The sequence below is a fragment of the Bradyrhizobium sp. UFLA05-108 genome (assembly GCF_059803455.1).
The window spans coordinates 15,404-26,597 of record NZ_JBANAZ010000038.1; the positions used below are offsets into that span (position 1 = coordinate 15,404).

The window sequence follows — 11,194 nt, forward strand, 5'->3', positions numbered from 1 at the left end:
CATCCCAATTGCAGGCGTCATCACCCGCGAAAGCCTGCGCAGGGCATCACGACCACGAATGTGGCAAGCTTTGCAGCCACCACCTGCGAAATCTTGATTTGAACTTTCCACTGCCTTGCTGCGACCAAAGCCTAGCGCGGACCGCATTTGCCGGCCCCCTTAGCGGGGCTTAGCAGGGACAAAGTTTCAAATGGAAAGCATTCGGCCCGAAAACACGGACCCCATTCCGCTGCGCCCCGCGCCGACGCAGTTCGGCACGATCATGCTGCGCTTCGTCGGACTGCTGGTGGTCGCGATCGTGATCCTGGCGCTGGTCTACAGCCGATGAACGGCATCGCCTCGCGCCGGCGATGTGATGGGTTAATGAACGGTTAGCGGTCGGCCGCGACGGTCGAAGCTTCGAGCGTATAGCCGCCATCGGCATAGCCTCGCACCACCATGCCGGCAATCAGTATCACTGCGAGCGTTGCGGTGGCGAAGATGAATCCGACCAGCTTGAGTGCGCCGCGGTCTGCCATGGTCCTCGTCCCCTGTCCTCTATCCCGTTGGTTCAAATAGACAGCGACAGGTTCACAATTGGTTAGCAAATCAATGGTTCCGCGAAATGCTTCGCGACGAACCGCATGCGAGGCTTATGGCAGTGGGCGCCAATCCCGTCCATAGCGCGCGGGCAACACTTGCAGCGCATTTTGGTCGTTCAGAATGGAACTGGTCTAACCGACCTGCCCGCGCATCGGCACGAAGGCCGTCGTGGCGATCGCATACACCTGTTCGCCGCGCTGGTTGGTACCGGTCGTGATGCCTTGCAGGATGCCCCAGCCGGGGCGCGAGGCGGAGACGCGCTTGTCGGTAACTTCGCTGACGAAGCTCACGGTATCGCCGGCGAGCACCGGCTTGATCCAGCGCAGGTCACGAAAGCCTGGTGACGGGCCCCACACCGCAATCTTCTCGCCGCGTGCGGCAGCTTCCTTCGCAAGGCGCTGGCCGTCGGCGACGAGCAGGCTCATGCAGGCGGAGCCAACATGCCAGCCGGACGCAGCAAGCCCGCCGAACAGCGAGTTCTTGCCCTCTTCCTCGTCGAGGTGGAAACGCTGCGGATCGAATTTCGCGGCGAATGTCTTGATGGCTTCCGCGGTGAAGGTGTACGAGCCGATCTCGCGGCGCAGGCCGATCGATATGTCTTCGAAGAACCGCATCACTTAAGCCCTTCGCGCCGCTTGATCAGGATCGGCGAGGTCATTTCACATAATGCTTCGCCTCTTGCGTTGCGCGCGGTGCATTTGAACTTGACGATGCCGAGCTCGGGCCGGCTCTTCGAGGCCCGCGCCTCCACGACGTCGACATCGAGGGTCAGTTCGTCGCCCGGGCGCAACGGCGAGAGCCAGCGTACCTCGTCAACGCCGGGCGAGCCGAGCGAGGCCGCGCGGGTGATGAAGCCGTCGGCCATCATCCGCATCATCAGCGAGCACAGATGCCAGCCCGAGCCGGACAGGCCCTTGAGCATGCTTTTGCTGGCAGCCTCCTCGTCGAGGTGCATCGGCTGCGGATCGAACTCGGCGGCAAAGGCCAAGATCTCGTCGCGGCTGACATGGCGCGGGCCGAACGTACCGAAACGGCCGGTGGGAAAGTCTTCGAAGGTCAGGGTCATCTTGGTGAGATCAGCAGGGATGACAGATTGTGGCCGCACTTTGCGGCAATCTCAACCCGCCCGCCCGCATGGCTCGTGCTACATTCGATGCGGCAGGGCTTGCCTGCCTTGAGTCGGATCGACGCGGGTCAGGTCCGATTTGCCGGGGGAGAGAGAATGTTCACGTTCAGCGACCTGTTTCAGTGGGACCGCTTCATCACGCCGACCATCATCAAGACCTTTTACTGGCTGGTGATCGCGCTGATCTGCCTGTTTGGCATCTCCGGCATCTTCTCAGGGCTCGCAGCAATGGCGATCAGCCCGTTCGGCGGATTTCTGGTGGTGCTCTCGTCGATTGCGAGCGTCATCGTCGGCATCGTGTTCTCGCGCATCGTCGCGGAGTTCATCCTGATCGTCTTCCGCATCAACGAGCATCTCGGCGCCATCCGCGAGCAGGGCGGGGTGCGGTGAGGACGGAATCGCAGGGTGGGCAAAGCCAAGCGTGCCCACCTCTTCTGCCGCATTCCCGGAGAGATGGTGGGCACGGCGCGCAGGCCGCGCGCCTTTGCCTACGCAAGCGCGATCTTCGTCTACGTATTAAACCTGAAATGCATCACGTCGCCGTCGGCGACGGTGTAGTCCTTGCCTTCGAGGCGCAGCTTGCCGGCATCGCGGGCGCCGGCTTCGCCATTGAGCGCGACGTAGTCGTCATAGGCGATGGTCTCGGCGCGGATGAAACCCTTCTCGAAATCGGTGTGGATGACACCGGCCGCCGCCGGCGCCTTGGTGCCGCGATGGATGGTCCAGGCGCGCGCTTCCTTCGGCCCCACCGTGAAATAGGTAATGAGGTCGAGCAGGGTGTAGCCGGCACGGATCAGGCGATCGAGGCCGGCTTCTTCGAGACCCAGCGTCTCCAGGAAGTCGACGCGCTCTTCGCGCGATAGCGTCGCGATCTCGGATTCGATCTTGGCGGAGATGACGACGGCGACGGCGCCCTCCTTCGCAGCCTGCTCCTCGACTGCCTTGGAGAAGGCGTTGCCGGTGGCGGCCGAGCCTTCCTCGACGTTGCAGACATAGAGCACGGGCTTCGACGACAAGAGGCCGAGCATCGAAAAGGCGCGCTCTTCCTCGGCCTTGCGCTCGACAAGGCGCGCCGGCTTGCCGTCGCGCAGCAGCACCAGCGTGCGGTTGACGAGGTCGAGCTGCTCCTTGGCGTCCTTGTCGTTGCCCTTGGCCTTCTTGGTGAGGTTGTCGACGCGCTTCTCGAGGCTGTCGAGATCGGCGAGCATCAGCTCGGTCTCGATGGTCTCGATGTCGGCAAGCGGGGCGATCTTGCCCTCGACATGGGTGATGTCGGAATCTTCAAAGCAGCGCACGACATGCGCGATCGCATCGACCTCGCGGATATTGGCCAAAAACTGGTTGCCGAGGCCTTCGCCCTTGGAAGCGCCGCGCACCAGGCCGGCAATATCGACGAAGGTCAGACGCGTCGGGATGATTTGCGCGGATTTCGCGATCGCCGACAGCTTGTCGAGCCGCGGATCCGGCACAGCGACCTCGCCGACGTTCGGCTCGATGGTGCAGAACGGATAGTTCGCCGCCTGCGCCGCCGCCGTCTCCGTCAGCGCATTGAACAAGGTCGACTTGCCGACATTGGGCAACCCGACAATCCCGCATTTGAATCCCATCGTGTCCTCTAACGCAGTGCGTAGGGTGGGTTAGCGAAGCGTAACCCACCAACTCTTGTAGCCGTGGCATGGTGGGTTACGCCTTCTGCCGTTGCTCGTTGAAGCTTGGGCCAACGTGGCCGGGCTAACCCACCCTACTCTTTGCTATTGTCGTCCTTGGTCAAGAATCCCTTCGCCTGCATGGCGAGATGCACCTTGTTGGCGAATGTCGCGTCCGCGCCTTTGGCGAGCAGGGCGGCGTGCTCGGCAACGGCGTCGCACAGCGTCGTCACCCATTCGTCGTCGGCCTTGGCGAAGTCAGCCAGCACATAACTGTGGACCATCGCCTTGACGCCGGGATGACCGATGCCAAGCCGCACCCGGCGATACTCGTTGCCGATATGCGCCGAGATCGAGCGCAGACCATTATGGCCAGCGATGCCGCCGCCGATCTTCACCCGCACCTTGCCCGGCGGCAGCTCGAGCTCGTCCTGGAACACGGTGACGTCCCCGTGCGCGATCTTGAAGAAGCTCGAGGCTTCCTGCACGGCGCGGCCCGACTCGTTCATGTAGGTCGTTGGCTTGAGCAGCATGACACGCTCAGTCCCGAGCGTGCCTTCGGAGGTCTCGCCCTGAAATCTGCGGCGCCATGGTGCAAAACCATGACGCCGCGCGATCTCGTCGACGGCCATGAAGCCGATATTGTGCCGGTTGCGTGCGTATCTCGCGCCGGGATTGCCGAGCCCAACAAAGAGTCGCATGACGCGGCGCGCCCCTCGCCTGGCGCGCGGTGAGAAGCCGCGCGCCAGCTCTCCAAAAGATTACTTCTTCTTGTCGCCGCCAGCGGGAGCCTTCGCAGCCGCTGCCGGGGCAGCACCTGCTGCCGGAGCCGCCGCACCAGCCGCCGGAGCCGCTGCAGGCGCAGCACCCGGAGCCGCAGCACCGGCCGCAGCCGCAGCCGCCGCCTTCTGCTCTTCGGCGTAGCCGGACGGCGGCACGATGGTGACGAGAGTCGCGTCCTCGCGGGTCAGCGCCTTGACACCGGTCGGCAGCTTGATGTCCGACAGATGGAGCGAGTGACCGATTTCGAGCGTGCCGACGTCTGCCTCGACGTACTGCGGAATGTTCTCGACACCGCACTCAAGCTCGATCGCGTGCGCGACGATGTTGACGGTACCGCCGCGCTTCACGCCGGGCGAGCCTTCGGCCTTCACGACATGCAGCGGCACGCTGATGCGGATGGTGGCGCCTTCGCCGAGACGCATGAAGTCGACATGGATCGGGAAGTCCTTGACCGGGTCGAGGTGGAAGTCGCGCGGAATCACGCGATGCTTCTTACCTTCGAGGTCAATGTCGACAAGCGTGGTGAGGAACCGGCCGGCGAGGATGCGCTGGCGCAGTTCGCGATCGTCAACCGAGATCGGGAGCGGGGGCTGGTTGTTACCATAGATCACTCCGGGCACTCTCCCGGCGCGACGCTCTGCCCGGGCGGCCCCCTTGCCGCTCTTCGGACGTGCGGTCGCCTTCAATTCCTTGACGGTCGCCATAACGTTAAGTCCTTGTTTTTGCAAAAGTTAATGGGCCGCAACGCGGCCCATGGCTGTCGCCGCAGCAAGCCTCCAGGGGTGCGGGGGCTGCGGACGTGGTGGGCTTTTAGCCGGAAGCTGCGGAAATGACAAGGAGAATGGGCATCCGAGTACACTGTCATTCCGGGGCGCTCGCGACAGCGAGCGAACCCGGAATCTCGAGGTTCCGGGTTCGGTCCTGCCCCGGAACGAAGCCAGTTAAGACGCCGGCGTTCCGCCGAGCTTGGCCTCCAGCGCCGCGATCCGGGTTTTCAGGGCCTCATTCTCCTCGCGGGCGAGGCGCGCCATGTCCTTGACCGCCTCGAACTCCTCGCGCTTCACGAGGTCCATGTCGCGCAGGAATTTCTCGGCCTGGGTGCGCATGACCGTGTCGAACTCGCGCTTGACGCCCTGGGCGGCACCGGCGGCGTCATTCATGAGACGTCCGATCTCGTCGAAAAACCGGTTGGTGGTCTGGGTCATGGCGATCTCCGGATATCCTTGCGCGAACTGAACTCGGAAAGACAATGGCAATCCGGGCACGGCCGATCAAGGGCCCGCAGGCACATCTGACGCGTCCTTGTCATGCCCTGGTTTCCTTGCAATCGTACTGATTGGCTGGGCATAACAAGACTCAGAAAGCAAAGCGCGAGACCATGATCGACCAGCAGATCGAGATCCCGACCAAGGACGGCTCGACCACCACCTTCATCACCCATCCCGAGCGCGGCGGCCCGTTTCCCGTCATCATCTTCTACATGGATGCGCCGGCGATCCGCGAGGAGCTGCGCGACATGGCGCGCAGGCTCGGTACGTCCGGCTACTACGTGATGCTGCCGAATCTCTATTACCGCTCTGGCGTGATGGAAATCGGGCCGGTGCCGCCGGATCCGAATGCGCCGGAACGCAAGCGCATGTACGAGCTGATGAACTCGATCAACATCCCCGCGATCATGGACGACACGCGCGCGCTGCTCGCCTATGCCGAAGGCCAGGCAGCCGCCAACACCAAGCTGGTCGGCACCGTCGGCTATTGCATGAGCGGCCGCTACGCCATCAACGCCGCCACGCATTTTGCCGATCGTGTAAAGGCTGCCGCCTCGATCTATGGCACGCATCTGGCGACGGACGAATCCAACAGCCCGCATCTCGCGGCGAGCAAGACCAAGGCCGAGCTCTATTTCGCCTGCGCCGAGACCGACATCTACGCACCGCAGGAGATCATCGACAAGGTGAAGGCGGCCGTGGAAGGCGCGAAGGCAGAGGTCGAGATCTATCCGGGCACCCATCACGGCTTCGCCTTCCCCAAGCGTCCGGTCTATCACCGCGACGCCGCCGAGCGACACTGGGAGCGTCTGCTGGCGCTCTATCGCCGCAATCTCGAGTGAACGGAATGGATCGGTGCGGCCACGATCTCTCTTCACCTCTCCCGCTTGCGGGAGAGGTCGGCGCACCGCGCCGGGTGAGAGCTCTATCCTCGCTGGGAATCTTTCGGCGGAAGCACCCTCTCCCCCACCCTCCCCGCGAGCGGGGGAGGGAGCGCACCTCCGTCTCCGTTACATACCGACCTTCACCTTCTAGAACCAAGGCGCGATGCCGCTTCTTCTGATCAACTTCCCCTCCTTCGATCCGATCGCGATTGCGATCGGGCCGTTCGCCATCCGCTGGTATGCGCTCGCCTATATCGGCGGGATCGTGATCGGCTGGCTCTACGCACGCTCACTCCTGAAAAAGGAGAAACTCTGGGCTGGACCCGCTCCGATCTCACTGGTCCAGCTCGACGATTTCATTCTCTGGGTGACACTCGGCATCATCCTGGGCGGCCGCACCGGCTATGTGCTGTTCTACAACCTGCCTTTCTTCATCGAGCACCCCTCGGCGATCCTCAAATTGTGGGAAGGCGGCATGTCCTTCCATGGCGGCTTCCTAGGCTGCGTCGTCGCGGTGATGTGGTTTGCGCGCCGGAACGGCATCTCGATCCTGTCGCTCGGCGACATCACGACCGCCGTGGGGCCGATCGGCCTGTTCCTGGGGCGGCTCGCCAATTTCATCAATGGCGAGCTGTGGGGCCGCGCTGCCGATCCCAGCCTGCCCTGGGCGATGATCTTTCCGACCGGCGGCAACATCCCGCGCCATCCGAGCCAGCTCTATGAAGCCGGCATGGAAGGCATTCTGCTGTTCACCGTGCTCGCGGTGATGATCCGTCTCGGCGCCTTGAAACGGCCGGGGATGATCCTCGGCAGCTTCGTCCTGATCTACGGCCTCACCCGAATTATCGGCGAGCATTTTCGCGAGCCGGACGCACAGCTCGGATTTTTGTGGGGCGGGTTAACCATGGGCATGCTGTTGTCGATCCCCATGCTTATCGTCGGCGCCATCCTTATTGTATTTGCAGTGCGGCGCGGTACGCCCAAACCGCTTCAAGCCATTCGTTAATTCATTTCGAGAACACAGGCTGTGACCGACTCGCCGCTGCTGAACGAGATCAAGGCGCTGATCAAATCCTCCGGCCCGATGCCGGTGTGGAGGTACATGGAGCTGTGCCTGATGCACCCGCTTCACGGCTACTACATCTCGCGCGATCCGCTCGGGCGTGAAGGCGACTTCACCACCGCGCCGGAAGTCAGCCAGATGTTCGGCGAGCTTCTGGGGTTATGGACGGCGTCGGTGTGGAAGCAGATGGGCTCGCCGCAACTGTTGCGGCTGATCGAGCTCGGGCCCGGCCGCGGCACCATGATGGCGGACGCGCTGCGCGCGCTCCGGGTGCTGCCGCCGCTCTACCAGGCGCTCCAGGTCCACATGGTCGACGTCAATCCCGTGCTGCGCGAGCGGCAGAAGGCGACGCTGTCGAGCGTGCGCAACATCACGTGGCACGACAGGATCGACGACGTGCCCGAAGGCCCTTCGATCATCCTCGCCAACGAATATTTCGACGTGCTGCCGATCCACCAGATGGTGAAGCGCGAAAGCGGCTGGCACGAGCGCGTCGTCGATGTCGATGCGAGCGGCAAGCTTCAGTTCGGCGCCGCCGCTGATCCGACCCCGCGCTTCGACGTGCTGCTACCGCCGTTGGTGCGGGCAGCGCCCGTCGGCGCGGTGTTCGAATGGCGGCCGGATGCCGAGATCATGAAGCTCGCGAGCCGCGTGCGCGACCAGGACGGCGCGGCGCTGATTGTCGACTACGGCCACCTGCGCAGCGATGCCGGCGACACCTTTCAGGCGATCGCGCGCCACACCTTTGCCGATCCCCTGAAGGCGCCGGGCCAGGCCGACGTCACCGCCCATGTCGACTTCCAGGCGCTGTCGCGCGCCGCCGAGGACGTCGGCGCCCGCGTCCATGGCCCGGTGACGCAGGGCGAGTTCTTGAAGCGCCTCGGCGTCGACACTCGTGCGGCGGCACTGATGCAAAAGGCGACGCCAGACGTCTCCGCCGACATCGCCGCAGCGCTGAAGCGACTGACCGATACCGGCCGCGGCGGCATGGGCTCGATGTTCAAGGTGCTCGCCATCTCCGAGCCGCGGCTCACCTCGCTCGCGGCCTTCGACCCTGTTGAGGAAGGCGACGACGCATCATGACGCTTGGCACGACCCTTGGCTCCTCGCTGCTCTCGGCCGTGCCCGGCCTGCGCCATGCCTTCTTCACCCGCGAGGGCGGCGTCTCCAGCGGCATCTATGCCGCGCTCAACGGCGGCCTCGGCTCCAATGACGATCCGGCCCTTGTTGCGGAGAACCGCCGCCGCATGGCCGAGCATGTCGGCGTTCGGCCTGAACGTTTCATCAGCCTGCACCAGATCCACTCGCCCGACGTGCTCGTCGCCGATGGCGCCTGGCCGAGCGGTCCGCGGCCGAAAGGCGATGCGATGGTTACGCGCACGCCCGGCCTCGCGCTCGGCGTCTCCACAGCGGATTGCGGGCCGGTGCTCTTCGTCGATCCGAACGCGCGGGTGATCGGCGGCGCACATGCCGGCTGGAAGGGCGCACTGACGGGCGTGCTGGAGTCCACGATCTCGGCGATGGAAAAGCTCGGTGCCGAGCGCGGCCGCATCATCGCTGCGATCGGGCCCCTGATCCGCCAGGAGAGCTATGAAGTCGGCAACGAGTTCGTCGCGCGCTTCATCGAGACAGACGCGGACAACGCGGTATTCTTCATTCCCTCGGTGCGCGAAGGCCACGCGATGTTCGATCTCGCAGGCTTCATCCGGATGCGGCTGGAGGCCGCCGGCATCCTGATGATCGACGATCTCGGCCTCGACACCTATGCCGACGAGCGGTTCTTCAGCTATCGCCGCTCGGTGCATCGCAAGGAGCCGGACTACGGCCGCCACATCCACGCGATCGCGCTCGAAGCGTGAACACAACGGCAACATGTGCTTCACCAGCCCCGGAATGGCGGTGACCTGTGGCTCCCTCGCCCTAGACGTTAATGCATTTTAACGATATCGCTGCCCTCCATAATGTGGGAAGCGTCATCATTATTGCGCCGCGCGGGCACGCGCGCGCTGGCGGCCATGCTGCTGGCGGCATCGTGTGCGCTTGGTGGCTGTGCCGGCGGCGGGGCGGCGAGCAACTCCTATGCGATGGCGCCGCCGAGTGGCGGCAGCGGGACAACGGTGGCCTTCGAATCCATCGACGGGCCGCCGCCGCAGGTGTTCGACCGCATGGTCGGCGTGCTCGACAGCGAATCGAAGCTGCGCAGCCTGACGGTGGTCTCGCGCGAAGGCACGTCTGCCTACCGTGTGCGCAGCTATCTCTCGGCTCAGGTCGTCCGCGGCAAAACCATGATCGCCTGGGTCTGGGACGTCTATGATGCCAGCCAGCAGCGGGCGCTGCGCCTGTCCGGTGAGGAACCTGGCGGCAAGGCCGGCCGCGACCCCTGGTCGGCCGCCGACGACATGGTCCTGCGGAAGATCGCGCAGGCTGGATTCAGCGGACTTTCCAACATGATCAACGGGACCCCGTCTGATGCGCCGACGACCGCCCCGGACCTGCGGGGCCCCGCGGTGGCAAGCATGTCGCCGACCTCAGAGAACGCCGAGATGCCTGCCGCGGCGCTTGGCTATGCTGACCGATAACCAGCGCTAAACCCTCATCCCAACTACCGGCCAAAGCGTTGGCCGGACTCAGGATTTTCGACGGGATATCGTAGCATCCCGGGTTGCCAGTGCGGCCTTGGGCCTGATATTTGCTCGCCCGTCGAAACCGTGCTCCATGGGTATCCGAGATGTTGAACGTCGTGTCCAGCAAGGCGCGGGAGGAAGCGATCATGTCGGCCAAAAACGGCTCAATCAAGCTGGTTGCCGGCAACTCCAATCCGGCGCTCGCGCAAGCGATCGCGCAAGGTCTGGACCTGCCGCTGACGAAAGCGGTGGTACGACGCTTCGCCGACATGGAGATCTTCGTCGAGATCCAGGAGAACGTCCGCGGCTCGGACGCCTTCATCATCCAATCGACCTCGTTCCCCGCGAACGACCATCTGATGGAACTCCTGATCATCACCGACGCGCTGCGCCGGTCGTCGGCGCGCCGCATCACCGCGGTGCTGCCCTATTTCGGCTACGCGCGGCAGGACCGTAAATCGGGTTCGCGCACGCCGATCTCGGCCAAGCTGGTCGCGAACCTGATCACCCAAGCCGGCGTCGACCGCGTCATGACGCTCGATCTGCATGCCGGTCAGATCCAGGGCTTCTTCGACATCCCGACCGACAATCTCTATGCGGCGCCGCTAATGGTGCGCGACATCAAGGAGAAGTTCGACCTCTCCAAGGTGATGGTGATCTCCCCCGACGTCGGCGGCGTGGCGCGCGCGCGTGGGCTTGCCAAGCGCATCAACACTCCGCTCGCGATCGTCGACAAGCGCCGCGAGCGTCCCGGTGAATCCGAGGTCATGAACGTGATCGGCGACGTCGCCGGCTACACCTGCATCCTGGTCGACGACATCGTCGATTCCGGCGGCACGCTGGTGAACGCGGCCGATGCGCTGATCGCCAAGGGCGCCAAGGACGTCTACGCCTATATCACCCACGGCGTCCTCTCCGGCGGCGCGGCCGCCCGCATCGCCTCCTCGAAGCTGAAAGAGCTGGTGATCACCGACTCGATTCTGCCGACGGATGCGGTGATCAAGTCTCCGAACATCCGCACGCTGCCGATCGCCAGCCTGATTTCGGATGCGATCGCGCGCACCGCAGCGGAAGAATCGGTGTCGAGCCTGTTCGACTGATTTTCGCTACACGGCGTCGTAGGGTGCGCAAAGGCGCGAAGCGCCGTGCCCACCTTTTCTTTTGCGATGCAAGCGATGGGCACGCTTCGCTTTTGCCCACCCTACGATCTACAGTCTG

15 protein-coding genes are annotated in these 11,194 nt (G+C 64.0%); 8 read left to right on the top strand and 7 right to left on the bottom strand.

Annotated elements, in window-relative coordinates:
• The first annotated feature begins 190 nt into the window (after nucleotides 1-190).
• Nucleotides 191-328, top strand: a complete 138-nt coding sequence (locus SO140_RS25800) for a hypothetical protein (RefSeq protein WP_449377862.1) — start codon at nucleotides 191-193, stop codon at nucleotides 326-328.
• 43 nt (nucleotides 329-371) lie between these two features.
• On the opposite strand, the gene SO140_RS25805 is transcribed toward SO140_RS25800, so the two are convergent.
• From SO140_RS25805 to SO140_RS25815, 3 genes are all read right to left on the bottom strand, one after another.
• Nucleotides 372-518, bottom strand: coding sequence for a hypothetical protein (locus tag SO140_RS25805; RefSeq protein ID WP_498543393.1), 147 nt, complete (start codon nucleotides 516-518; stop codon nucleotides 372-374).
• Between the two features lie 195 nt (nucleotides 519-713).
• Entirely contained in the window at nucleotides 714-1,196 is a 483-nt protein-coding gene (locus SO140_RS25810) for a MaoC family dehydratase (RefSeq protein WP_449377861.1), read from the bottom strand.
• Nucleotides 1,196-1,648 (bottom strand): MaoC family dehydratase, encoded by a 453-nt coding sequence (locus tag SO140_RS25815; RefSeq protein ID WP_254098346.1) that lies wholly within the window; start codon nucleotides 1,646-1,648, stop codon nucleotides 1,196-1,198. The genes SO140_RS25810 and SO140_RS25815 overlap by 1 nt, the downstream gene beginning before the upstream one ends.
• Nucleotides 1,649-1,804: 156 nt before the next feature.
• On the opposite strand from SO140_RS25815, the gene SO140_RS25820 reads away from it, so the two are divergent.
• Nucleotides 1,805-2,098, top strand: coding sequence for a DUF4282 domain-containing protein (locus SO140_RS25820; RefSeq protein WP_449377860.1), 294 nt, complete (start codon nucleotides 1,805-1,807; stop codon nucleotides 2,096-2,098).
• A 119-nt stretch (nucleotides 2,099-2,217) separates the two neighbouring features.
• Here the strand turns inward: SO140_RS25820 and ychF are convergent, their stop codons facing one another.
• The 4 genes from ychF to SO140_RS25840 form a co-directional block, all read right to left on the bottom strand.
• Nucleotides 2,218-3,315: a redox-regulated ATPase YchF gene (gene ychF / locus SO140_RS25825; protein WP_449377859.1), complete on the bottom strand. Its 1,098-nt coding sequence runs from the start codon at nucleotides 3,313-3,315 to the stop codon at nucleotides 2,218-2,220.
• Between the two features lie 134 nt (nucleotides 3,316-3,449).
• Nucleotides 3,450-4,055, bottom strand: coding sequence for an aminoacyl-tRNA hydrolase (gene pth, locus SO140_RS25830; RefSeq protein ID WP_449377858.1), 606 nt, complete (start codon nucleotides 4,053-4,055; stop codon nucleotides 3,450-3,452).
• A 60-nt stretch (nucleotides 4,056-4,115) separates the two neighbouring features.
• Nucleotides 4,116-4,841: a 50S ribosomal protein L25/general stress protein Ctc gene (locus tag SO140_RS25835; RefSeq protein ID WP_449377857.1), complete on the bottom strand. Its 726-nt coding sequence runs from the start codon at nucleotides 4,839-4,841 to the stop codon at nucleotides 4,116-4,118.
• A gap of 237 nt (nucleotides 4,842-5,078) precedes the next feature.
• The gene (locus SO140_RS25840; protein ID WP_449377856.1) at nucleotides 5,079-5,342 is read right to left on the bottom strand and encodes an accessory factor UbiK family protein; all 264 of its coding nucleotides are present in this window, start codon (nucleotides 5,340-5,342) and stop codon (nucleotides 5,079-5,081) included.
• A 173-nt stretch (nucleotides 5,343-5,515) separates the two neighbouring features.
• Between SO140_RS25840 and SO140_RS25845 the strand changes: the two genes are divergently transcribed.
• The 6 genes from SO140_RS25845 (at nucleotide 5,516) to SO140_RS25870 (ending at nucleotide 11,076) form a co-directional block, all read left to right on the top strand.
• On the top strand, nucleotides 5,516-6,247 hold the full coding sequence (locus SO140_RS25845; protein WP_449377855.1) for a dienelactone hydrolase family protein: 732 nt from the start codon (nucleotides 5,516-5,518) through the stop codon (nucleotides 6,245-6,247).
• A 205-nt stretch (nucleotides 6,248-6,452) separates the two neighbouring features.
• Nucleotides 6,453-7,295, top strand: a complete 843-nt coding sequence (gene lgt / locus SO140_RS25850; protein ID WP_449377854.1) for a prolipoprotein diacylglyceryl transferase — start codon at nucleotides 6,453-6,455, stop codon at nucleotides 7,293-7,295.
• Nucleotides 7,296-7,316: 21 nt separating this feature from the next.
• Nucleotides 7,317-8,435, top strand: coding sequence for a class I SAM-dependent methyltransferase (locus SO140_RS25855; RefSeq protein ID WP_449377853.1), 1,119 nt, complete (start codon nucleotides 7,317-7,319; stop codon nucleotides 8,433-8,435).
• Entirely contained in the window at nucleotides 8,432-9,211 is a 780-nt protein-coding gene (gene pgeF, locus SO140_RS25860; protein ID WP_449377852.1) for a peptidoglycan editing factor PgeF, read from the top strand. Before SO140_RS25855 ends, pgeF begins: the two co-directional genes overlap by 4 nt.
• 102 nt (nucleotides 9,212-9,313) lie before the next feature.
• Entirely contained in the window at nucleotides 9,314-9,931 is a 618-nt protein-coding gene (locus SO140_RS25865; RefSeq protein WP_449377851.1) for a hypothetical protein, read from the top strand.
• Nucleotides 9,932-10,122: 191 nt separating this feature from the next.
• Nucleotides 10,123-11,076: a ribose-phosphate pyrophosphokinase gene (locus SO140_RS25870; RefSeq protein WP_449377850.1), complete on the top strand. Its 954-nt coding sequence runs from the start codon at nucleotides 10,123-10,125 to the stop codon at nucleotides 11,074-11,076.
• The last annotated feature ends 118 nt before the right edge of the window (nucleotides 11,077-11,194 follow it).